This is a genomic window from Streptomyces sp. P5F9 (genome assembly GCF_057961495.1).
Genome location: NZ_JBXVPZ010000118.1, coordinates 1 through 23033, shown reverse-complemented (window position 1 = coordinate 23033; position 23033 = coordinate 1). Strand labels below are relative to the sequence as shown.

Annotated in this window: 17 protein-coding genes; 11 read left to right on the top strand and 6 right to left on the bottom strand. The window is 68.2% G+C overall.

The features are described from left to right. Positions 1-459 (top strand): ATP-binding protein (locus AC31A1_RS20445; RefSeq protein ID WP_489654687.1); only part of this gene is annotated, 459 nt, incomplete at its 5' end. Next, a complete protein-coding gene (locus AC31A1_RS20440) occupies positions 456-1622 on the top strand; it encodes an AAA family ATPase (RefSeq protein WP_489654686.1) in 1167 nt (388 codons plus the stop codon). The genes AC31A1_RS20445 and AC31A1_RS20440, both read left to right, overlap by 4 nt. Positions 1623-1794: 172 nt before the next feature. Here AC31A1_RS20440 and AC31A1_RS20435 read toward each other — a convergent pair whose 3' ends face one another. From AC31A1_RS20435 to AC31A1_RS20425, 3 genes are all read right to left on the bottom strand, one after another. After that, complete coding sequence (locus AC31A1_RS20435; protein WP_489654685.1) at positions 1795-2871, bottom strand: hypothetical protein; 1077 nt, start codon at positions 2869-2871, stop codon at positions 1795-1797. Then, a complete protein-coding gene (locus tag AC31A1_RS20430; protein WP_489654684.1) occupies positions 2868-3281 on the bottom strand; it encodes a hypothetical protein in 414 nt (137 codons plus the stop codon). The genes AC31A1_RS20435 and AC31A1_RS20430 overlap by 4 nt, the downstream gene beginning before the upstream one ends. A gap of 141 nt (positions 3282-3422) precedes the next feature. After that, the gene (locus AC31A1_RS20425) at positions 3423-3731 is read right to left on the bottom strand and encodes a hypothetical protein (protein WP_489654683.1); all 309 of its coding nucleotides are present in this window, start codon (positions 3729-3731) and stop codon (positions 3423-3425) included. Positions 3732-4321: 590 nt separating this feature from the next. Here AC31A1_RS20425 and AC31A1_RS20420 point away from each other — a divergent pair. From AC31A1_RS20420 to AC31A1_RS20410, 3 genes are read left to right on the top strand one after another with little or no spacing between them, the layout of a single operon-like run. Continuing rightward, positions 4322-4735: a restriction system modified-DNA reader domain-containing protein gene (locus tag AC31A1_RS20420; protein WP_489654682.1), complete on the top strand. Its 414-nt coding sequence runs from the start codon at positions 4322-4324 to the stop codon at positions 4733-4735. Between the two features lie 55 nt (positions 4736-4790). After that, positions 4791-6437, top strand: coding sequence for a DUF262 domain-containing protein (locus AC31A1_RS20415; protein ID WP_489654681.1), 1647 nt, complete (start codon positions 4791-4793; stop codon positions 6435-6437). After that, on the top strand, positions 6343-7620 hold the full coding sequence (locus tag AC31A1_RS20410; RefSeq protein WP_489654680.1) for a type II toxin-antitoxin system HipA family toxin: 1278 nt from the start codon (positions 6343-6345) through the stop codon (positions 7618-7620). The genes AC31A1_RS20415 and AC31A1_RS20410 overlap by 95 nt, the downstream gene beginning before the upstream one ends. A 22-nt stretch (positions 7621-7642) precedes the next feature. On the opposite strand, the gene AC31A1_RS20405 is transcribed toward AC31A1_RS20410, so the two are convergent. Next, positions 7643-8755, bottom strand: a complete 1113-nt coding sequence (locus tag AC31A1_RS20405) for a beta family protein (protein ID WP_489654679.1) — start codon at positions 8753-8755, stop codon at positions 7643-7645. Between the two features lie 187 nt (positions 8756-8942). Here AC31A1_RS20405 and AC31A1_RS20400 point away from each other — a divergent pair, with 187 nt between their 5' ends. Together AC31A1_RS20400 and AC31A1_RS20395 are read left to right on the top strand one after the other, a co-directional pair. Next, entirely contained in the window at positions 8943-15788 is a 6846-nt protein-coding gene (locus AC31A1_RS20400) for a DEAD/DEAH box helicase (RefSeq protein WP_489654678.1), read from the top strand. Further along, positions 15785-18028: a UvrD-helicase domain-containing protein gene (locus AC31A1_RS20395; RefSeq protein WP_489654677.1), complete on the top strand. Its 2244-nt coding sequence runs from the start codon at positions 15785-15787 to the stop codon at positions 18026-18028. The genes AC31A1_RS20400 and AC31A1_RS20395 overlap by 4 nt, the downstream gene beginning before the upstream one ends. A gap of 9 nt (positions 18029-18037) precedes the next feature. Here the strand turns inward: AC31A1_RS20395 and AC31A1_RS20390 are convergent, their stop codons facing one another. After that, positions 18038-19939: a toll/interleukin-1 receptor domain-containing protein gene (locus AC31A1_RS20390; RefSeq protein ID WP_489654676.1), complete on the bottom strand. Its 1902-nt coding sequence runs from the start codon at positions 19937-19939 to the stop codon at positions 18038-18040. Positions 19940-19977: 38 nt separating this feature from the next. Between AC31A1_RS20390 and AC31A1_RS20385 the strand changes: the two genes are divergently transcribed. From AC31A1_RS20385 to AC31A1_RS20370, 4 genes are all read left to right on the top strand, one after another. Next, positions 19978-20652, top strand: coding sequence for a hypothetical protein (locus AC31A1_RS20385; protein WP_489654675.1), 675 nt, complete (start codon positions 19978-19980; stop codon positions 20650-20652). Between the two features lie 74 nt (positions 20653-20726). Beyond that, entirely contained in the window at positions 20727-21446 is a 720-nt protein-coding gene (locus AC31A1_RS20380; RefSeq protein ID WP_489654674.1) for a hypothetical protein, read from the top strand. A 90-nt stretch (positions 21447-21536) separates the two neighbouring features. Then, positions 21537-21971: a RidA family protein gene (locus AC31A1_RS20375; RefSeq protein ID WP_489654673.1), complete on the top strand. Its 435-nt coding sequence runs from the start codon at positions 21537-21539 to the stop codon at positions 21969-21971. Continuing rightward, entirely contained in the window at positions 21968-22444 is a 477-nt protein-coding gene (locus AC31A1_RS20370) for a GNAT family N-acetyltransferase (protein ID WP_489654672.1), read from the top strand. The genes AC31A1_RS20375 and AC31A1_RS20370 overlap by 4 nt, the downstream gene beginning before the upstream one ends. A 78-nt stretch (positions 22445-22522) precedes the next feature. Here AC31A1_RS20370 and AC31A1_RS20365 read toward each other — a convergent pair. Further along, positions 22523-23033, bottom strand: a 511-nt coding sequence (locus AC31A1_RS20365; RefSeq protein WP_489654671.1) for a glycoside hydrolase family 6 protein, incomplete at its 5' end; no start/stop codon positions are given.

Genomic DNA, 23033 nt, shown 5'->3' with positions numbered 1-23033 from the left:
CCCACCCTCCCGCACGAGTTCGCCATGCGGTTCACCTCGACCCCACGCGGCGCACGCCTCGCCCGCCGCCTCGTGTCCCACCGGCTGAACGACTGGGGCCACCCCTACACCACACCCACCAACGAGACCCTCACCCTGATCGCAGCCGAACTCACCGCGAACGCCGTCCGCCACGGCCACGTACCCGGACGCGACTTCCACCTCCGCCTCACGGCGAGCGGGGCCTCGTTCCGCATCGAGGTCACCGACACCCGCGACGAGAAGCAGCCGACGATCCCCCACCCCACCGCCGCCGACAGCGACGCCGAGTCCGGCCGCGGCTTGCTCCTCGTCGAGGCGCTCGCCGACAAGTGGGGCGTCACCCCTCGCCCGACGGCGCCCGGAAAGACCGTATGGGCGGAGTTCCGCCTGCCGACCACCACCCGGTTTCTGCACGGCGACGAGGGCAGCCCGCAGTGATCGACCAGTTGTCACTGACCAACTTCAAGGCGTTCCGGTCGGCCGACATCCGGCTCGCCCCGGTCACGCTGCTCACCGGACTCAACTCGTCCGGGAAGAGCACGGTTCTGCACTCCCTCGCCCTGCTGCGTCAGTCGTACGACTCGGGCACGCTGCTCTCCACGCTCTCCACGGACGGCGACTCCGACGAGCACGGCGGGTTCCTCCTCGACGGCGATCTGGTGGAGCTGGGGACCGGGCAGGATCTGCTCCACGAGGACTTCGTACGCACCGAAGGAGAACCCGACCCGCTGATCACGGTGGTGTTCCGCACGGACAGCACGCACCTGTACGCCTGGTCGGCGCGGTACGCCCCGGGGCAGGACGTCCTGCCTCTCACCGGCGTCGTCCTGCCCTCCGACCTGCCGGAGCTCTGGGCCCGGACACCGCTCTTCTCCCGGCGCTTCCAATACCTCAGGGCCGACCGCATCGTCCCGGCCACCAGCTGTCCCCGCTCGCACCACCAGGCGATTGACCGCGGCTTCCTCGGCTCCCGCGGCGAACACACCATCAACTTCCTGCGCCACCACGCCCAGGACATCGTGCCGGACGGGCCACTGCGCCACCCCGAGGCTCGCGCCCACACCCTCCTCGACCAAGTCGTGGCCTGGATGCAGGAGTTGTGCCCCGGGGTCAACCTGGAGGCGACGCGGATCCCCGGCACCGACTCCGTACGGCTGAGCTACGGCTTCGGAGGCACGGCGGGCCTGAACTCCTCCCAGCGCCGCCGCCCCACGAACTTCGGCTTCGGCCTCACCTACGCTCTTCCCATCGTGGTGGCCTGCCTCACGGCGGCACCCGACGGCCTCATCCTCCTGGAGAACCCCGAGGCCCATCTCCACCCGCGCGGCCAGGCACGGATGGCCGCGCTGATCGCGGCCTCCGCATCGGCCGGCGCGCAGCTGATCGTGGAGACGCACAGCGACCACGTCCTCGACGGCACCCGACTCGCCGTCAAACAGGGCCGGTTGAAGGCCGCCGACACCGTCGTCCACTACTTCCGGGGCAATGGGGCCGACGTACAGATCGTCACTCCCGTCATCGGCGAGGACGGCATGCTCTCGGAGTGGCCCGAGGGCTTCTTCGACGAGACGGACCACACACTCGACCAGCTCCTCGACTGAGCGCCTCACTCACCGCCACCTATCTCACACGCCGGGGGGCACGTCAGTGATCCCGATCTTCTTCAATGAGAGATCCTGCGAATCGGAGTCCACACAGGTCAAGGCCCAGCAGGCCATGCTCGACTTCATCGGGGTGACGCGCAGGGCGCGGTGAACGCGCGGCTCTCCTCGGTCACATTGGGCCCAGGTACTCCACGACGAAACGGCCGGCTTCAGTCAGCCGCGGCAAGGTATCCGCATCCAACGCAATGCCGGTGATGAAGAGCCCGATACCTGCGAAGGCGTGCACGAAACACCCGCCGAACATGGCGTCCTCCGACCAGTCGAGCGCCAGTGTCAGAGCGAGGTAGAGCAAGGCGGCGACCACCACAGCGGCCACCACCACACCCACGTCGAAGACAACGCCCCACACGACCGCTGGCGGTGTTTTGGCCGAGTACATGGTGCCGATCGCGGATCCCGCGATCGGCAGCGGAAGTCCGACGGCGAGATAGCCCACTACGTTCACGGCTTTGGCCAGGGTGGTGCGGGGCTTCCGAGGACGTTCTGGACGTTGCTGCGCCGGGCGATTTGCCGCGGTGTCGCGCTCGATCCCGCCCACAAGCGACTCGGCACCGCTCTCCACTGTCTCCCCCACCAGGACGGTCGGTTGATCCTCCGCACCGCGCGACTGCACCTCATCGCTCAACAACCGCAGTTCGTCCCGGACGGCCCCGAGCTGAAGCTCCGCCTGTTCCAGGAGCTGGGCGAACTGGTCTGTCTCCTGGTGTTCGCGCACCACCTCGGATGGGGGACTCTGCACACTGGCGCGTTCCCGCTCCGCAGCCCGGCGCTGAAGCGCCAGCTCCTGCTGCGCCTGGGTCAGGAGGGCCTCGGCCTGTGCTCGTGCTTGCTCCGCCTCGCGCATCATCCGCTGGGCCTGCATGACACGCAGCTCGGCGTCTCTCAGCCTCTCGGCGAACTCTGCATGAGCCTGGGCCCGCCCTTCGGCCTTCGCCCTCTCGGCCCGCTCCTCCAACTCTGCGCAACGGGCCATCCATTCGCCCACCGCGTGTGCCATCGCCTGGACCACGCCATCGGCACGTTTCCCCGCCTCGCGAGCAGCCTGCCCCCGAGCCTCCGGCGTTATGTAGATGTGCGTCACATGCTGGTCCCGGCCGGACTGATACACCTGGCCGTTCTCCGAGGCACGTCCCCAGGCATCAGCTTTCCCGCGGGCGTCGTCACCCCAGCTTTCCAGTCCGCTCATCGTTCGATGACGTGCTGGTCCCGGGCCGACTGGTAGATGCGGCTGCTGCCGTCGGCCCGTGCCTCCATCCGCACGCCTCCGCTGATCACCTGACCGCCTGAGCCATTGCTCAGCCGGTCCATCAACGTCCGCAGATCGTCGGCAGCTTCAGGGTGCTCGCCCAGCAGTCCGGCGAACCGTCCGATCCAGTGACCCTCCAGCCGGTTCCCGACCTCACGGCTGTCGCCCGCTTCCAACGCGGCGAGCCGGGAGGCTTCGAGTTCGCGCTCCACCTCACCGGCAGCCTCCGGACGGAACCTGCGCCAGACCGCCGCCACCCCGTCGCGGGCCTGCTGCCAGCCCTCACCGACGAGAAGAGTGACGACGGTCGTCCCGGCCGTCCCGGCCAAGGTGAGGAGAAACGGATCCATGGATGCCCCCGAGCTTCAGGATTCCACCACGCCGAGTCACCTGATCCAACCCGGCCACGTCAACAGAGCGTGACGGACACCTTATCCCAACCCCCTTACACCACTGACGAGTTGATGAGTCACCCGACGCCGGTCCGGCGATCACACCTCACCCACCGCATCCGACATCCTGGCGGGCAGTGACCTCCAGTCCTCCACAGCCACCTGGATCAGCTTCTTGACGCGCTCCTTCCCCTCCTCCTTGAGCACGTCCCTCAGACAGGCGCAGTCGGTGAGTTCCCGGTTCCCCACCAGACAGACGTAGATCCCGGCGATCTGCAATCCGCGTGCGGCAGCGGCGAGTTGTGCATCCCAGGGCAGAGGGATACGACGCGCGAGCTCCTGCGCGAAGACCCGCTCGATGCGAGGGCGCCTCAGCAGACCCAGGAGGCCGCCGGCCGTCCGGCTCACGACGTCGTGCAGTTGCTCCTTGCCCTTGAGGATGGCCCGAGCCAGTTCCGCGAGTTCGTCGCATCCCGTCCTTCGGTGCCTCCTGACGAGCGCCTTCCAGGTCGCATCCGAGACGTATGCGGAGGCTCGGTCCGCGATGGCCGCCGCACCACCGTCCTTGAGGGTGTCCGCGCAGAAGCCGGCGACTTCCTCCAGGAGGCGGCGCTCACGCGATGGCTGTGTCGGGGCAAGCCGTCGCGGACTGGTAACCGTCGCCGCTCGTACGGGTGCGCTTCGGCGGGGACGAGCGGGTCTCCGCTGGGGCGCGCGCTTCGCGCGTCGAGGGCGCGGCGGCGACGTCACTCGCCCCGCCGGTAGACCTACGTGATGGTGGCAGCGTATGTCGGGTCCCGTGACCCGCTTCTTGCACAGCTTGCCGTCGGACGACTTCTGGGCACGGCATCGGTACACCATCCCGCGAGTGTTTCCACACCGAACAAGCGTGGAAACAGGGCCAGTTCGGCCAGACAGCGTTTGCCGATGGACAGTCGACCGGGCACCTGATTACACTTTCCGCTGTCACAGTGAAATTAAGCGAGAGCGAGAGTCGATTGAGTCGCACCATCCGGGTCGACGACGAGGTCTTCGCTAAGTTGCAGAGCCTGGCCGAGCCCTTCATCGACACACCCAACAGCACCCTGCGCAAGCTGCTCGGGCTGTCGGGCACCACCGCAGCGGACATCGCCGACGGGGCGCCCACCGCCCGTTCTTCCGCACGCGACCAGTCCCTCGCTCCCCTCCTGGCCGATGGACGACTGTGCAGCGGTCAGCAGCTCGTATGGCGCCGTCGCAACCTCAAGCAGGTCCATCACGCGGTCGTCCTGGACAACGGCGACCTGCGACTTGAGGACGGAAGCCTCCACAGCACACCATCAGGGGCCGCGAGCGCACTGGCGGGAAATCCTCAGAACGGATGGAAGGCATTCGCCACCGAAGACGGCACCCTGATCAAGGACCTGCGATGAATCCCGCCCCGCGGAACGTCGCGGCCTACGATGTGAACGTCTCCGGAGGTGGATCATGGCAGGAGTGACCCAGCCGAAGGTAAGCCGTGCCGCCCCTCCCGAGCTGGTCGCGTGGGCACAGAGCGGCAGGATCAGGGTTCCGCAGTTCCAGCGGTCGTACCGCTGGGACGCCTCGGACTCCGAGCGGCTCTTCGACAGCATCCTGCGCGGATATCCCATCGGAAACCTGCTGATGTGGCGCAAACCCGCGCCGGCGGCGGAGATCGCGCTCGGCGAACTGAGATTCCATGCACCCGAGCGTTCCGACGCTCTGTGGGTGGTCGACGGCCAACAGCGACTCACCACACTCATCGGCGCGCTGACCGCCTCCGACGAGACGGTGGACCGCCGCTTCCGGATCTTCTACGACCTGCGGGACAAGAGGTTTCTGTCCGCCCCGCATGCGAAGCACCCGGCGGACCACTGGCTGCCCGTCTGGGTCGCCGGCGACAACCGTCGGCTGCTCGCATGGCAGCGTGACCGGAACTGGCTGTCCGACGACGACTTCAACCTTTGCGACGCTGTGGCCACCGCCATCCGCACGTACGAGATCCCCATGTACGAGATCGAGAGCGACGACGAGCAGGCGCTGCGTGAGATCTTCGACCGGATGAACACCTTCGGCAAGACACTGAAGCGAGCGGAGATCTTCCAGGCTCTGCACTCCGCTCCGCTCGATGTCCAGCCGTCCGACCTGGACGCTCTCCGGGAACGCGTCAACGGACTGGAGTTCGGCGAGTTCACTCCGCAGATCCTGATGCAGAGCGTGATGGCCCTGCGCGGCGGAAAGGTGGACCGTGACTTCCGGCAGGAGTTCAAGAACGACGAAGACCGGCATGCCGCGTTCGCCGAGACCGAGAAGGCGTTGCGCCTGGTCGTCGATTTCCTCCGTATGGACGCGGGCATTCCTCACCTGCGCCTGCTCCCGTACGCGCTCTTCGTCCCCGTCCTCGCCCGCTTCACCTCGCTCTTCGGGCGCCCCGCAGGCCGGGCGGCCGAATTGCTGCGCCGCTGGATCTGGCGTGGCTCCGCCGTGGGTGCGGCCCCCCAGGGCAACACCGTCGCCCTGCGCCGTAACGCGAGCGCGCTCCAGGACGATCCGGTAGCCGGCGCAAGCCGACTGCTCAACCTGCTCCCACCGGGCGGTGAGCAGTGGCGGCCCGACCTGACGCAGACGTCTCTGAACCGAGCGCAGGCGAAGATCAACGTCCTGGGTCTACTCTCCGCGCACCCCGTCCTGCTCACCGACGTCCGGGACGCGGACGGCAATCACCACCCCGAGGGCACGCGGATCGACCTCCTGCGGCTGTTCAACGAGTTCCTCGGCAGCGGTTCCCCTCTGTTTCCGATCTTGTCGGACAGCAACCGCAGCATTGCGAACCGACTCGTGCACCCTGACACCCTTGGTGTACCGGCGGCTGGTGTCCTTCTCATCGGGGGAGTCCACTCCGAGTCGGCGCTCCGCTCGCACTGCATCGACGAGAAGTGCATGAAACTGCTCGGCCTGGGATCATTCGACGCCTTCCTACTCCGCCGTGCGGAGCTGGCGAAGCAGGTGATCGCCGACCATGTGCAGAGCATGGCCCTCTGGGGCTTCGCCGACGGCCCGGAACCGAAGGCATGGTTCGACGACACGTGGGGAGGCAGCAGCGATGCAGCGTGATGTCACGGCCTCCGTTCATCTCGGCGATCGGCACGTGGGCGTGCTGGGCTATCACGACGGCAACACCTGGTTCGACTACTCGGACCTCAGCGCGGACCACCCGGTGTTGGGCCAGGGCTTCGAACGGGATCCACGCAAGCGGCGTTCAGGCAGTGGCAGTGTGCCTGAGTGGTTCGCCAACCTCCTGCCGGAAGTCGGCAGTGGTCTGCGGCAGTTGGTCGCCACCGAACTGAACAAGAAGAAGCTCCACGATTTCGTCCTGCTGTGCCACTTGGGCGACGATCTTCCGGGCGCCGTTCGGGTCGTACCAGATGTGCCTCTCGACGGGCTGCCCGACCACGAGACCGCCGAAGACTGCCGTCACGAGCACGCTCTGCGGTTCTCACTGGCGGGCGTGCAACCCAAGTTCTCGATGCGCTACGAGGGTAAGGCCCTGGTTCTCCCCGCCACCGGAAGCGGCGGAGACTGGATCGTGAAGCTCCCCGACCAGCGGTTCCCCGCCGTCCCGGCCAACGAGTTCGCCATGCTTCAGTGGGCTGCGCAAGCAGGCATCGATGTACCGGAGTCGCGTCTTGTTCCCGGCACCGAACTGAAGAACCTGCCGGAGTCCGTGATCGTACCCACGGAACACGCCCTTGCTGTCCGCCGCTTCGACCGGACTGACGCCGGGCGCGTACACCAGGAGGATTTCGCGCAGGTACGTGAGGTCTCGGCCGACGCCAAGTACGACAAGGCCAACTACGAAGGCATCGGTCGCGTGGTCAGCGCCGTATGCCCGCCCGAGGACGCCATCGAGTACGTACGCCGCCTGGTGGCCCTCGTTGTGATGGGCAACGCAGACGCCCACCTGAAGAACTGGACCTTGCGCTACCCGAGCGGCAGGCAGGCGCGCCTCTCCCCCGCCTACGACCTCGTATGTGTCACCGCGTACCCGAAGGCCGACCACAAGCTGGCGTTCCCGCTCGGCGGCACTCTCAGGTCCGAACTGATCACCCTTGAGAGCTTTCGCCCGCTCGCTTCGGCTCTGCGAGTACCGGAGGAGGAAATCGCCGTCACGGTTCAGGAAACCGCTGAGGCGCTGTCCTCATCGTGGCCGGAGACCAAACGCAGCCATCCCGTCCCCGACTTCGTCGCCGACACGATCGACAGCCGGCTCAAGACACTACCTCTCTTTCGACCTTGAAATCCTCACGTGCGAAAACACGTCATTCCAAGGCCGATCCCGCCGCAGCATCGCCCCCGATGAGCTGGTTCACGACAAAGTTCATGTGCTGGATGTGCCCCACTTTGATCCATGTCTCCGCATTGCCCGAGCCCTTGGGGCCCTCTCCCCGGGCACACTCCTGCAACCAGTGCTCACCGTCGCTGTAGTCGACACCGCGGAACGCGTCGGACTCCGTGATCCAGCGGGCCATGGCCCGGACGCGGTCGACGCGGTCGTTGCCCCGGGTGGGGACCCGCCCGATCATGAACCCCTCCGTCGCGGTGTAGCGCATCACTCCCCACGGAGGACCAGGGGCCCGCACATGGGGGATGTTCGCGCTGAAGGCGTGCTCGACCGAATAGTCCCCGTAGACCACGGTTCTCGGGAACGCAGGCCGGGCCGCGCGCACTGCCCCAAAGAGGTTCCGGTCATGGCGCTGGGCAACATAGGCGTTTTCGGAGCCCGGGCTGTCGTGCACGCGAGGGAAGGCACCGGACGTCAGGACGACCGTACGCCAGGGGGCCAACGCGCCCAGCAGGTCGAGTGCCGCAATGGCCGTCTTGCCGGCCTCTGCGGGGTCCGAGACGGCTCCGATGTCAAGGATGAGGTCGACCGACGAAGGGGGCAGGCGAAGCCGGTCGGCCAAGCTCAGCAGCTCTGTCGACCGCAGCTCGTCCGGCGGAGCGTTGACCAGAAGCCGTATACCCATGCCACGCCCGCTCAGGAATGCGAGATCCGCGGCATAGCGCTGAAGTCGGGGATCCCGTTCGGGGCCGGTCACCAGCCGCAGGCGGCTGCGGGTCATCAGCCGCCACAGGCTCGCCGCCGATCCATGGATGCTGCCTTCGACATGGGCGGCGTCCACCCAGCCCGGCAAGCCGTCTACGGCCTCGATCAGCTGATCCATCCGCGGGGTGAGCCAGCGGTCGAGTGCGGCCTGATCGCTGTCCCAGTCCGGGGCCCCGTGCTCGCCCCGTGTGCGCTCCGGACCGGAGTGCGGGACGACCGTCCACAGTGGCGCGATCCGTCGCCGTAATCGGAAGTCCAGTTGCGCATAGGCGTTCCAGGTGTCCCGCCGCGTCGGCAGAACAGGTACATAGATCGGCTCGACCATCGCGGCTCCCCCTAGACCCCGCTGTATCGCCGTATCGCCCTGGTCGAAGGGTGCGTTGGGACTCTCCGTGACGAAAGAGCGCGATTCCGGCCACGGCTCGCTCATGTGAGCCGACATACGGCAGACGCTGTCAGAGAGCCGCTATACGGTTGATCCGGACAACAACCCGGGGACGAAGGAGTAAGTCGTGAGGCCCACCCTGGCCGCCGCGCAGCTGCGCGGCAGTCTGACCCAATACCTCACGACGACCTACGCGTTGACCGACGGAGACACCCGCCTCGCGCTGGAGCGGTTTCTGGGGCATCCCGAGTCGGGGATCTTCCGTGGTCCGTATCTGCGGATCAGGACGCCGTTCCACAAGGCCGACCACGGCTGGGAGCAGCATGTGGAGTGGGTGCCGGGGTTCCCTCCGTACCGGCATCAGGCGAAGGCGTGGGAGCGGCTCAGCACGCTGCACGGCCCGGCGCAACCCACGTTGATCACCACAGGGACCGGCTCCGGCAAGACCGAGTCCTTCCTCGTGCCCGTACTCGACCACTGCCGACGGGCGAAGGCCCAGGGCCGAGGCGGAATCAAGGCCGTCCTCCTGTATCCCATGAATGCTCTCGCCACCGACCAGGCCGGGCGTATCGGGGAGTATCTCGCCCAGCCGGAGCTCGCCCAGGTCACCGCCGGGCTCTACATCGGGGACCGGCCCGACACCGACTTCCGGCGAGTGATGACGCGGCGCGAGGAGATGCGCCTCTCGCCGCCGGATGTGCTCATCACCAACTACAAGATGCTCGACCTGCTGCTGCAGCGTGGGGAGGACCGGCCGCTGTGGCAGGACGCGGACATCGCGTATGTAGTGCTGGACGAGTTCCACACGTACGACGGCGCTCAAGGCACCGACGTCGCCATGCTGTTGCGCCGACTGGCCTCGGCCACGGGGCAGAGTCGTCCTGGGCGGCCGCTCGGATCCATCTGTCCGGTGGCCACATCCGCGACCCTCGGTGAGGGCGGTTCGGGTGGTCCCCACGGCGGGATTCTGGACGTGGCGGCCCAGGTCTTCGGCATGCCGTTCCTCCCGGATGCGGTGATCGGTGAAGAGCGGATGTCGGCGGACGAGTTCACCGGCGAGGTGGACTACGAACTGCCCGAACCGCCTTCGCCGAAGGAGGTCATCGACTGCTCCGGCGGACCAGGTGTCGAGGCCAGGCCCGACCTGCTGGACCTCAACGCGCTCGCGGAGAAGCTGCTCGGGCGATCCGGTCTCGACGCGTTCCAGATCGGCAGACTCCTCAAGCGGCACGACTTCACACACGGTGCCCTGTCGCTCCTCGGCAACGAGCCGCTCAGCGAGTGGGAACTGCGCGATCGCATGAGCCGGTTCGGGTACGCGTGGGGGCGGGCGGCTCGGGAGAATCCTCGGCTCGTGCTGCAGGCCCTGTCGCGGTTCGTGGCGCTGCTGTCGGCCGCCCGGGATCCCGAGTCGGACGAGAGGCGGCCGCGCCCGCTGCTGCACGTCGAAGCCCATCTGTGGGTGCGGCCTGTGACCCGCGTACTGCGCGGTGTGGGGCCGAACCCTGAATTCCGTTGGTACGAGGACGATCGGACCGCCGCGCGCAGAGCCGCGCTCGCCGCTCCACCCGCCGGCAGTGGCGAAGAGGACATGCGGTCCTCCGGGTCGTGGCCGTCCGGTGACGCGCGGCGGGCGGAGCCGCAGCCGGGGACGGATACGGCGGTGCGTCCCGCCGCCGTACATCTGCCTGCCGTGTACTGCCGTAACTGCGGGCGCTCCGGGTGGGCCACTCTGTCGCCCGAAGCGGATCCGCAGCAGCTCGTCCTGGCGCAGGACAAGGTGTGGCGTGCGGGGATCGGGCGTGACAAGCGGCGCATCCGGTACTTCATCGCCGCCACCCCCGCCGAACGGGACGAGGCGTTGAACGCTCTGACCGGGGCCAAGCCGTCCTCCGGCGGTGTCGACCCACTCTCCCTGGTGGTACTGGACGGCGCGCAGGGCACGTATCGTCTGCCGACTCTCGCCGATCGCGACGAGCTGCAGGACGGTTGGTTCGCGCTCGCCATCACCGACAAGAAGACGGCTGACAGGGCCGCTGTCGACGACCGCTGTCCCGCGTGCAACACGGACAACGGCATCCGCTTTCTCGGTACGGCGCTTGCCGCGCTCGCCTCCGCCACCGTCACCCAGCTGTTCACCGGCGGTGACATCGCACTCGTACCGGAAGAACGCAAGACTCTGCTGTTCAACGACTCGACGCAGGATGCCGCGCACCGGGCGGGTTACGTTGCCAACGCCTCGTACAAGTTCTCGTTCCGGTCCCTGCTCGCCCACAGCCTCGCGAACTCCCCGGAGCCCCTGGCGCTCAATGACTTGATCGGGAACGTCCTCGACTCGGTCGAGGACCCACAGACACTGGCTGCCGTGGTACCCCCGGATCTGCACGACGAACCAGGCGTGGACCGGTTGTTGTCCGGGCGCGGTACGGGTGATGCCAGTACATGGAAACTCATCGGTGAGCGGCTGGCCTTCGCCACCGTCATGGAGTTCGGCCTGCGCTCAAGACAGGGGCGCACCCTGGAGCTCACTCGGACCGCGGCAGCCGAAGTCATCGTGCAGGATCCGGATCGCATCATCGCGCTCGCCAGAGATCTTCATCTGTCCTTGCCCGGTCAACTGCTGGCGGTGGGCGGTCTACAGACGCCCGATCGCTATCTCGCTTTCGTGCGTGGGCTGTTGGAGCGCGTCCGGCTTCGGGGAGGCGTACGGCATCAGTGGCTGGAGCCATGGATGCGCGATGTGGGCGTGACCCGGTTTAAGGTGTGGGGTGGTCGGCCGGACGGCATGCCCGCGTTTCCCGAAGGGGTGGCTGCTCCCCGGTTCCTGCTGGACGGGCCGAAAGAGAAGTCGTCCTTCGACGTGGCTACCGGCCGGCTCGGCTGGTACCAGGACTGGACGCGGCGGTGCCTTGGGTTGGATGCCGCAGGAGCCAGTGAATATCTGAGACGGCTGCTACCTGTGCTGGCGGAGGAACACGTCCTCGCGGTGCGCACGGCGCAGGACAGAACAACCCGGGTGTACGGGCTGCAGCCCGGCCATATCGAAGTGCGGCTGCTCGACGACGCGATCGTCAACAAGGCCTTCGTCAGCTGCGGGGACTGCGGCTGGGAGCAGGTCGTCCTGCCGGAACGAAGGACCCGCTGGTACGGGCATCCCTGCCCTCGCTACCGCTGCAAGGGTGTACTGCGTCCGCCGCAAACCGATGTCTCCGTGGGCGTCAGCAGCACGTCCGGCAGCTTCGGCGGATCGCAGGAGCGCGACTACCGGAACGACTATTACCGGCGCCTGTATCTGACAGGCGGCACATTCCGTGTGGTCACGGCCGAACACACAGGCATGCTCACCCGGCCGCAGCGCGAACGTGTCGAGCGGACGTTCCGCGACGGTACGCACTACACCGACCCCAACGTGCTGTCCTGCACCCCTACGCTGGAACTCGGCATCGACATCGGCGACTTGTCGGCCGTACTCCTCGGCTCCCTGCCGAAAGGCCCCGCGAACTACGTCCAGCGAGCGGGGCGCGCAGGCCGCAAGACCGGTAACGCGCTCATCGTCGCCTTCGGTGGGCGTCGTGCACGCGACCTCTACTACCTGGACGAACCGCGCGAGATGATCGCCGGCGACATCGTTCCGCCGGGCTGCTATTTGTCCGCGGTGGAGATCCTGCGGCGCCAGTACACAGCGCATCTGCTGGATCTCGCCGCCCGCGGATCGCTCACCACTGCGGATGGTGAACCGCTCCAGCCGGCGCCGCGGCTGGTGTCGGCGCTCTTCGGCACCACCGGTTGGTGCCAGGACCTCTCCGATGCCGCCCTGACCCACGGGGTGAATCTGGTCGAGGAATTCCTGGCTCTCTTCCCCGCCGGAAGGGCTGATGGCACGGGAGTGTCCGAGCACGCCGCCGAAGAACTGCGCGCATACGCGACGAGCGGGATCGCCCGCGCCCTACAGGAAGCCGAGGAGGCCTGGACGTCGCGGCGCGAGGAGCTGCGGCGCCGGATCGCGGCCATCGACGCAGCGATGGCCGGACTTGTGCGATCCGACCCCGAACAAGACAGGGAACACCGGGAGTTGCTGGCCGAGCGGCGCGCCACTGGTGATCTTCTGCGGGACCTGAGTCAGACCAGCGCGCACGGTGCGCTGGTCGACCTGGGGCTGCTGCCGAACTACAGCCTCGCCGACACGACCACCCAGCTGGAGGCCACCCTCTACTGGACCGAGGAGCAGGCAGAGGGCGAAGGCGAGGACCTCGGCGCCAAGAAGAGGTACCGCAGTGAGGTGAGGGACTACGAGCGCTCCCGCAGGCTCTCCCTCGCCGAACTCGCCCCGGGCAACAGCTTCTACGTCAACGGCTACAGGCACGTCGTGCGTGCCCTGGACATCGGCAGTCCGGACCGGCGCGCCTGGTCTGTGTGGCGGCTCTGCCCTGCCTGCGGCTATGTACGGACAGAGAATGCCAAGGCAGACACCTCACCATGTCCGCGCTGCGGCGGCCGCGAGATCGCCGACGCCGGATGCGTCCAGTACGTCCTCGAACCCAAACGGGTCATCGCCCGCGACAAACGTGATGACGCCCGGGTTCGTGACGACAAGGACGAACGGGACCGGCGCCGCTACTCCATGCTCACCACTGTCGATATCGATCCGGTGCACCTCTCGCCCGGGTCGTGGCGGCACGAAACAGCCATCTTCGGCGTCGATTTCACCCGACGCGCCATGGTCCGAACTCTCAACCTGGGCCTCGACCGACAGGACGGCAGCAGTACGGTGCCCATCGCGGGCGACGACGTTCGTCTCAACCCGTTCTATGTATGCACCAGTTGCGGTGGCGCCACAGCGGATGGACGTCCTGTGGTCGACCAACCGCACCAGGCCCTCACGGAGTCCCTGGCCTCCAGCACCCGAGCCGGCGCTCACCACCTGCTGTGGTGCCCACGCCGAAAGACACGGTCCACCGACGAGGACGGCCAGGGAAAGGGCAAGGACGTCCCCCTCCTGCTCGCTCACGAGCTGGTCACCGAAGCCGTTCGCATCCTGCTGCCCGCATCGGTCGCTCGCGCCAAGGAACGGCTCGCGTCCTTCACCGCAGCACTCTTCGTGGGAATCGCAGCCCGGTACGGCGGCGACCCCGACCACATCGACATCGCTTCCGCATCGATGCCGGACGGTGGCGACGCCGACTGGCCGCGGCGCTTCCTCGTGGTCTACGACAGGCTGCCGGGCGGCACCGGTTATCTGCACCGCCTCGCCTCAGCAGAGGGATTCCGGGAGGTGCTGCTCAAGGCGCGCGAGGTCATCGACAGTTGCCCGTGCATCGAGAAGGGCCTGGACGGCTGTCACCGGTGCCTCCTGCGCCGTGTACCCGCGAGTGACTACGACCGGGTCAGCAGGAACGAAGTACGGCAGATGCTCAACGAGTTGCTCGGCAAGAGCGGCGAGGGCTGGAAGACCGCGCCCGTTGCCACAACACACCACATCCCGCTGGAGCGTCAGGCCGAGAGCGACCTTGAGGTCATGTTCATCGACACGCTCAAGGACTGGGCGGGACAACCCGGTTCCCAGGCCAGCGCGGACACGTACACGACCTCGGCGGGCACCTACTCCCTCGACCTGCGGCTGACCGATTCGGCGGGCGCCACCTTGAGTTGGCGCGTTTCACAACAACGCGTGCTGGACGGGACACGGCCTGACGTACTTTTCGAGCGACTCGATGCCCCCGGCCCGCGTCTTGCGCTCTATCTGGACGGCTACGAGTTCCACGCCACCGCCAAGCACAACCGGCTGGCCGACGACGCCACCAAGCGCACCCGGCTCCGCGCCGAGGGACTGCGGGTCTTCCAGCTCACGTACTACGACGTCAAGGAGTGGCGTACGCGGGTCCGTGACACCGGCTATGCCACTGCAGGACCAGCACTGCCGGTCTGGCACCCATACGGCGACCACGGCCAACGACAGGCACGCGACTACTACGCCAAGGTGCGAGGCGGTCTGCCGGGCGAGCTGGCGGAACACGTCTGGATCAATCCTGCGGACCTTCTTCTCGCCTACCTCCGTTGTCCCGATGCGGAGGTCTGGCTCTCGCGCGCGGAGGCAGTCGTCGCGGGCCTGACAGGAACACGGCCACATGCGGCGGCTGTCACCGAGTCAGCCGTAGGCGCTCAGCTGGCAGCGGCATTGCACGGCAGGCCGCCGAGCGGCCAGGGTGGTCCCCTGCGTGTCCTCTCTGCAGTCGACCAGTCCGGGTGTCCTGTCACGGCTGTCGCCGACGGCCGGTACAAGCCGCCCGCGTGGACGGCGCTCGCCGTCCTGGACGACAGTGCAAGGGCCATCGCGGAAGAGAGAGCGCACAAGAGGCGATGGCAGGCCTGGCTGTACTGGAGCAATCTGCTGCAGTTCCTGGAGCATGGGGGCGGCGACAGCGCCCAGTTGACCACGAGCATGCTGGACGGCTTCTCGACCGACGCGCTGGCCGTCACAGGGGGGGCCGGCTGGCTGACATCCACCCGCATCGACCTCGGCATGCGGGAGGAGGCCACTCTCCCGCAGGAAGAAGCAACGCAAGCCACGACTCCGGACGTCGCCGAGCCGCAGACGACCGGCTGGGGCCCGGTGCTCGAATACCTGGATCCGGAAGAGCCCGGGCTGCAACTCCTGGCAGCCGCGCTCGCCTCCAGCGCGGTACCGGTCCCTATGGACGGCTTCGAACTCGACGACCACGGCTGGATGGCCGAACTGGCCTGGCCGGCCTACAAGGTTGGTGTGGTGCTCGCCCCCCGGCCAGTGGGCCCCGAGCCCGACTACGAGGCCCAGGACCGCAACAGTGCCTTCGTCGCCGCCGGTTGGGATGTGCGGCCTGCGAACGACTGGTCCGCCAGGGAACTTGTGGAACGGCTGGGCGTGCAACCATCCACGCATCACCGACATCGTGATCAGCAAGACGACGGAACGATCCCGGGGGAGCCTCACCGATGACCACCACGAGTGTGACGCTACGTCTGCTCGACAAGGCCGACAAGGAGATCCTCAAGCTTCCCCGTGCCGTCAAAGGGGCGCTCTACGACTTCCAGCACAAGTTCAAGGCAAACCCGCAAGCCACCGGCCTCCAGCTGAAGCAGCTGAAGCAACCGACGGGTGCGGGCAAACTGTGGTCCGCACGCGTCAACGACGAGTACCGCGCCCTGCTGCTGAGACTCGCCGACAGCGACTGGCTGATCGTCTCGGTCAAGCACCGCAAAGAGGCCTACGACCGCCTCGCGTACGGCATCAACCAGATCACCGGTGGTATCGAGTACGTCGACCTTGAGGTCGTCGAGGAGAGTGTCCTGCGGCGGACGACGCCTCCGCAGCTGGTTCCGGCACCGCTCCCTCAGGCACCCGCCCAACCTGCCCTGCCGGAACCCCTTTTCGCTCGTTTCCAGGACCAGCAGCTCATCGACCTCGGCGTGGCCGAACCCCTGGTACCGGTGGTCCGCACCCTCACCAGTGAGGACCAACTGCTGGGACTCGCCGAGTACGCGCCTCAGCTGACCGGCGAGATCCTGCTTTCCCTGTTCGACGGCAAGTCCTACGAAGAGGTCCTGGAGCAGGTGACGGCTCCGGTCGCGGCACCTGAGCCCGTCGACACCGAGGACTTCCATGCCGCGGCCGAACGCCCGGTGACGATGGTCACCACCACGGACGAGGCACTGCGCGAAGCCTTGGAAGGTGAGGACTTCGGCCGCTGGAAGGTCTTCCTGCACCCGACACAGTCCAAGCTGGTGGAGCGCGACTACTCCGGCCCCGCCCGGGTGGGCGGCGGTCCCGGCACGGGCAAGACCATCGTGGCCCTGCATCGCGTCAAACATCTGGTGGAGCAGCTCGCCCCAGGCCACAACAAACCGGTGCTCCTCACCACATACAACAAGAACCTCGCCGCCGACCTCCGCGCCCGACTGCTGGAGTTGGGCGGGGAACAGCTGGTCGCCCGCGTGGAGATCAGTCACGTCGACCAGCTCGCCCTGCGTGTCGTGCGGGAGGCCGAGCCTGGGAGCACCAAACAGACCGTCGACGACAACCAAGCGCTGCGTGAGTGGCGTTCCATGCTCGACGAACTCGGTGAGGCCGGCTGGGACGCGGACTTCCTTCACGACGAGTGGACGCAGGTGATCCTGGGTCAGGCCGTCGTGTCCCGCACCGAATACTTCCGGGCGCGCCGGGCGGGCCGAGGCCGGAACCTCACGCGACCGGAGCGGGCCGACGTCTGGCAGCTGGCCGAGAAGTTCACTCAGCGACTGGACCGCCTCGGCCGTCAGACCTGGGCGCAGGTCGCTGAACGGGCCGCGCGTCTGGAAATGGAACGTGAGCAGCGGATGCGCGCTGTCGACCAGCAGCGCGCGGACGCCGGCGGCCTGGACAACATTCATCTCCAGGACGGTTCAGCGGGCTGGCTGCGTCATCGTTTCCGGCATGTCGTCGTGGACGAGGCTCAAGACCTGCGGCCGGGTCACTGGAAGATGCTTCGCGCCATGGTCGCGCGGGACCGCAACGACATCTTCCTCGTCGGCGATACGTACCAACGCATCTACAACAATCAGGTGACCCTCGGCAGCCTCGGTATCAACATCCGAGGACGGTCCGCGAAGCTCACCCTCAGCTATCGGACCACGCGGCAGATTCTCGGATCAGCGCTTGGAGTACTGAGCGGCGAGACCTTCGACGACTTGGACGGCAACCAGGAGACTCTGGCCGGTTACCACTCCGTGCTCAGTGGTGCGCGCCCCGAGCTGCATCCGTGCGAAGACTGGGAAAGCGAGCGGGAGAAAATTGCCGCCTTGGTCTCCCAGTGGGGCGACGTCCCCTTGGAGCAGATCGCGATCTGCGTGCCCACCAACGCCATGGCCCAGGAAGTCGCCGTCACGCTGGCCCACTCAGGCATCAGAGCCATAGAGATCGGCCCCGACGGTCCACGTGGTGACGAGGGTGTACACATCGGAACAATGTTCCGCTTCAAGGGGCTTGAGTATCAGCGCATGATCATCGCCGGAGTGAGTGAAGGTCTGGTGCCTCGCAGCGCGGTAATCGAGATGCAGCGAACCGACCCGCTCCGCTTTCGTCGCGAACTTCAGCGTGCCCGCTCGCTTCTCTTCGTCGCGACTACACGATCCCGTGATGCGCTGGCCATCTTCTGGCACGGTACGCCCAGTCGTTTCCTCACCCCCCTGCTCGACGGGTGAGCGCCACGCTCACCCCGTCGCCGCCATCCCGAAGTCCGCTCCCGAGATACCGCCCAGCGCCTCCGCGATGCGCAGCAACGGCTCGCGCAGGGCGGTCAGTTCGGTGCGCATCGGCTCGGCCTGTGGCCAGGCGGCCTCGTGGTCCAAGGGGGCGGTGTCCACCGGGCAGCGCGCTTCGTAGGCGGCGAGGCGGGGGTGCCAGGTGCTGGTGAAGGGGCGGATGATGTCGTTGATGAGGGTGTAGGCGAGGCTCTGGACGGTCGGTGCGCCGGAACCGCGTTCGAGGCCGATGCTGTACGTGTGCAGCGTCCCGCGCGTGAAGTCGATCAGTGACTTCAGGGACGCCAGCGCCTCGCGCAGACTGCCCGTGCCCGGTGCCAGTTCCTGCACCCCGATGCGGGTGACCAGTTCGACCTGGATGTCGAAGGCGGCCATCCGCTCCGACTCACTGGGTGCTGCCATGGGTGCCTCCCTCCGGCTGCCGGGGAAGGTCAGCGTAACCGGGTCGCGGCGGCCGCACAGGGTCCGCAGGGCCGCGTGCCGCAGGGACTCGGTGCGGGCGGGCGCCGGGTCGTGGTGGTGCCAGGCGTGCAGGGTGACCGGGTGGAGCCGCCAGCCGCCGTCGGCCACCGGTGCCAGCAGGCTGCGCACGCGCAGTTCGGAGACGCCGTGCCCGGCCCGCCGGGCGGCGACGGCCCTGGGTACCCGGTCGACGGCGGCGAGCACACGTTCCACGTCCTCCGCCGTCAGCGGCAACGGGTGCAGTACGGCGGCGCAGCGCAGGACGTCGGCGGCCTCCGCCGTGTCCACGTCCCGTACGAGAGCGCCGGTGACGTCCGTCCCGGCGAGCGTGTCGAGAAGCGAACCCCCGCGCGCGTGCAGCCGGTCGTACAGCTCGCGCGGCCGATGCCCGGCCCGGATCGCGCGCCCCAGGAGTCCGAGAGCGAGGGGGTGTCCTTCCACCGCCTCGGCCAGTGCCTCGTCACCGCCGACGAGCACGCGCGCGTGGAGGGCGTCGAGCGGTTCCAGGTCTACGGGGGTGCCGATTCCGGCGTAGGCACGGCTGCGCAGGGTGAAGAGGGTGCGGCCGAGTGGATGGGGCGCGGCCATGGCGGCGATGTCGCGGGCGCCGAGCCGGTCGGCGGGGACGGAGTCGACGATCCACAGGAACGGTCCGTCGGCACCGAGGGCAGCGGCGGCTGAGTCGGAAAGGGCCCGCACGGAGTCGTCGTAGGCCTGCCCGCTCACCCAGAAGACACCGCCGGGGTAGGCCGCCTCGAAGCGGAGGGCGTACTCCTGGGCGAGCGCCGACTTGCCGATGCCGGCCATGCCGCGGATCTGTACGGCGCGCGGGGCGTCGCGGCCGGTGACGAGTGGCGCGGAGTGGGCGTGCAGGGCGGAGTGCACCTGCCAGAGCTCGGAGAGGCGGCCCAGGAAATCGAGGCGCGGCTCCGGGGAGCCCAACAGCCAGCGCCGTACGGCACGTTCCTGGATGGCCATCGGGCCGTCGAGGCGGGCGATGTGCTCGCGTACGTCGGCCACCAGGGCGGCGGGGTCGTCGGCCGAGGCGTGCCGGGCGTCGCGAAGTTCGACGGGGTGGATGTGGTCGGAGGCCGGCTCGGGGTTGACGACCATGACGCGGCCGCGCGGATCGCCCTCCCCCAGGCCCGCCAGATAGGCCGTGGTCAACTCCCACTGACAGGCCTCGCGTTCGGGGTAGCCGGTGGAGTAGTAGGCGAGCAGCGCCTTGGAGCGGGCCAGTTCGCGTCGGATGGTGTCGCTGATGCCGGCGAAGGAGGCGACCCCGGTCTCGTCGGTGAACACCTCAAGACCGCCGTCGCGCAGCACCTGCGCGAGCGGTCGGACCCGCTCCACGTCACCGCGGCTGTAGCTGAGGAAGACATCCCACACGACGGCTTACCCTACTGTGGGTACCGGGGAGGGCGATCATGAGACACAGGCAGCGCAGGCGGCGGGGCCCGGGCGGTCCGTCACAGATCACGGCCAGACTGACGATCCCGTTCGTCGGCGAGATCTCCGGCACCTGGGAACCCGCCGACGCGGAGCGCAGCGCGGCCTGGGAGCTGTACCTGCAGCTCGTCACCCGGGTGTCGGTCGAGGAACTCGCCGCCGACGAGGGCTTCCTGCGCGAGGCGCTGTCCTCGTTCTACACGTTCTTCGGCACCACCCGGGACATCCTCCACCGCCACGGTCCCCAGATCGCCCCGCCCGTACCCCCTGGTCACGTCAGCTTCGCCGTCCTCGCGGTCACCGTCCTCAACCGCGTCCTGCGCCCCCTCCTCGCGACCTGGCATCCCCGCCTCGCCGCCTACGAGTCGCAGCGGCCCGAAGGGCGCGATCCGGTGGCGTGGGAGCGGGAGTGGGAACACGCGGACGCGCTGCGCGGTGCGATCGCGGAGGTGCGGGGTGTGCTGAGGTCGTTGGCGCGGACCCTGCAGGAGGTGGCCGAGGTCGGCGACCTCATCGACCTGCCCGCACCGCGCACTCCCGAGGACGCGACGACAAGGGCGAATCGGGGCACCCCCCCCCGGCGGTTCAAACAGGTCCTGACACTCCGAACCCTCCTGACCCCTCCGGAGCCTGAGGTCACTCTCGCCGCGTGAGGCCGTCGGGCCGATTGTCAGTGGTGCGCGCTTCACTGGAGTGGTCACTGAGAGTCACTACGGGGGAGCGGTCGATGGCAGCGCACGAGACGTATGAGAGCGGGCAGGGACAAGGGCAGGGGCGGGACGCGGAGGGCGGCGGTGACGCACGGGCAACCCGTACGCATCTCTCGGCCGCCGGGTTGCGCGCTCGGGGATGGACGGCCGGGATGGTGCGTCAACTGCTCGGGGAACCCGACCTGTTGCGGGTCAATCCGCATGTCCGGGCGGCACCGCGGACCCGGCTGTACTGCGTCGAGCGGGTCGAGGCCACTGAACGGAGTGAGGAGTTCCGGGCCGTTTCGGCGGCCACCGCGCGGAGGCCGGCCGCGGCGCGGGTCGCCGCCCGGCGCAGGCGGCGGGAAGTGCTGGCGCGGATCGCGGCCGAGCCGATCGACGTGCCGCGGTTGGCTCCGCACAGGTTGGCGGCGCTTGCGGTCGAGCACCGCGAACGGCGGGACGAGGAGCGGGCGTACGAGCGACGGGGGCTGCCACCGGACGACACCCCCGCCAAGGGCAGGACTGCCGATGCCGTCGCGTTCGACCGGTGGAAGGTCGACTATCTGCTGCACCGGCTGGCTCGTTACGACGAGTTGCTGAACGGGCTGCACGGGGGTGCCGGGCGGGCCACCGCGGAGGCGTGGCTCCGGCGGCGGATCTACGCGGCCATCACCGAGGCGTACCCGTCTCTTGCGCCGGAGTGCGAACGCCGACTGTCTGGCGGAAATTCGGATGCGGGAGCCTCGTCCATGTGATCGGCTGACGCCCGCACTGCGCCGACCGCCGACCGCCGATCGCCAGCTGCCGGCCACCGGTGCCCGATCGACCGATTTCTGGGAGACCCCGTGCTCGAACGCGTCACCGCCCCCACGCTCTTCCCACCGCCCACCTACTCCCACGCCACCGTCGTCGAAGCCGGTACGAAGCTCGCCTTTCTCGCCGGGGCGGTTCCGCTCGACGTCGACGGCAAGGTGGTCGGTGTGGGGGACGCGGTGCGGCAGGCCGAGCAGGTGGTGGTGAATCTCGGGGAGCAACTGCGGGCGATCGGGAGCGACTTGGGGCATGTCGTCGCTACGGACGTGTACGTCGTGAGCAGCGAGCCGTCGGTGTTGTCCGCGGTGTGGGAGGTGGTCGAGGCGTCCGGGCTCAGCGCGGGGCCGCATTCGTCCACGCTCGTCGGCGTGGCCTGCCTCGGGTACACCGGGCAGCTGGTGGAGATCACGGCGACTGCCGTCGTACCGGAAGAAGCGCCGGCAGAGGAAGAGGGGGCGCGGTCGTGAACCCCGGCTCCGAGGTCGTCGTCACGCTGCGGCGGGCGACCGCACCCGATGCGCGCCCCGCCGCCGACGTGTGGCTGCGTTCGTTCGCCGCCGCGCTGCCGACCGTCGTCAGTCCGCGGTCCGCCGACGACGTGCGGGACTACTTCCGGGACGTCGTCGTGCCGTTGCGGGAGATCTGGGTGGCCGATGCGGGCGACGGCGGTGGGATCGTGGGGCTGATGGTGATCAACGGGGATGAGGTGTCGCAGCTGTATCTCGAACCGGACTGGCGGGGGCGGGGGCTCGGGGACCGGTTCGTCGGGCTGGCGAAGGAGCGGAGTCCGGAGGGGCTGCACCTGTGGACGTTCCAGGTGAACAAGCCCGCCCACCGGTTCTACGAGCGGCACGGCTTCGTCGCCGTCGAGTTCACGGACGGCAGCACCAACGAGGAGCGGGAGCCGGACGTGCGGTACGTGTGGGAGCCCAAGCCGTAAGCCACGAGCCGTAAGCCACGAGCCGTGAGCCGTGAGCCAGGAGACGTAAGCCAGGAGCCATAGGCCACAAGTCGTGTGTCAGGGGCGGGCGTTGCGGGCCAGTTCGAGGGCGTTCGACGGCCACCACTGGCCTGCCGCCGGGCCGCCTCGGCAGGTGCCGTCGGACTCGCCGGGGCGTTTGATCCACAGGTAGGCGTCGAGGAGGGGGTTGTCCGTGCGGGTGGTCGGCGGGGTGCCGAGGGCGCGGCCGGGCGGATTGCACCAGGCGTCGGTGCCGGTGTAGGGACCGTTGCCGTTGCGGCTGGTGTCGATGACGTAGTGCTTGCCGGCGAGGTCTTTGGAGAGTTGGTCGCCGTAGGTCGAACTCGCCTCGTTCGTCTGGTAGTTGGAGACGTTCAGGGCGACGCCGTCGGCTCGGGCGACCCCGGACGCCTTGAGCGCGGCGACCAGTCGCCAGGCCTCGGGGATCCAGCTGGAGTTGCCCGCGTCGACGTAGACGTGCGTGTGCGGTTGGCGTTTGAGGCGGTCCACGGCGTGGGCGAGCAGTGCGTAGCGTTCGCTCGGTGTGACCCGGGTGCAGCCGGCGACC

Coding starts and splice junctions, on each gene's coding strand:
- AC31A1_RS20415 (WP_489654681.1), top strand. CDS start 4,791: ATGGCAGGAGTGACCCAGCCGAAGGTAAGCCGTGCCGCCCCTCCCGAG.
- AC31A1_RS20430 (WP_489654684.1), bottom strand. CDS start 3,281: ATGGATCCGTTTCTCCTCACCTTGGCCGGGACGGCCGGGACGACCGTC.
- AC31A1_RS20405 (WP_489654679.1), bottom strand. CDS start 8,755: ATGGTCGAGCCGATCTATGTACCTGTTCTGCCGACGCGGCGGGACACC.
- AC31A1_RS20435 (WP_489654685.1), bottom strand. CDS start 2,871: ATGAGCGGACTGGAAAGCTGGGGTGACGACGCCCGCGGGAAAGCTGAT.
- AC31A1_RS20395 (WP_489654677.1), top strand. CDS start 15,785: ATGACCACCACGAGTGTGACGCTACGTCTGCTCGACAAGGCCGACAAG.
- AC31A1_RS20385 (WP_489654675.1), top strand. CDS start 19,978: ATGAGACACAGGCAGCGCAGGCGGCGGGGCCCGGGCGGTCCGTCACAG.
- AC31A1_RS20410 (WP_489654680.1), top strand. CDS start 6,343: ATGTGCAGAGCATGGCCCTCTGGGGCTTCGCCGACGGCCCGGAACCGA.
- AC31A1_RS20380 (WP_489654674.1), top strand. CDS start 20,727: ATGGCAGCGCACGAGACGTATGAGAGCGGGCAGGGACAAGGGCAGGGG.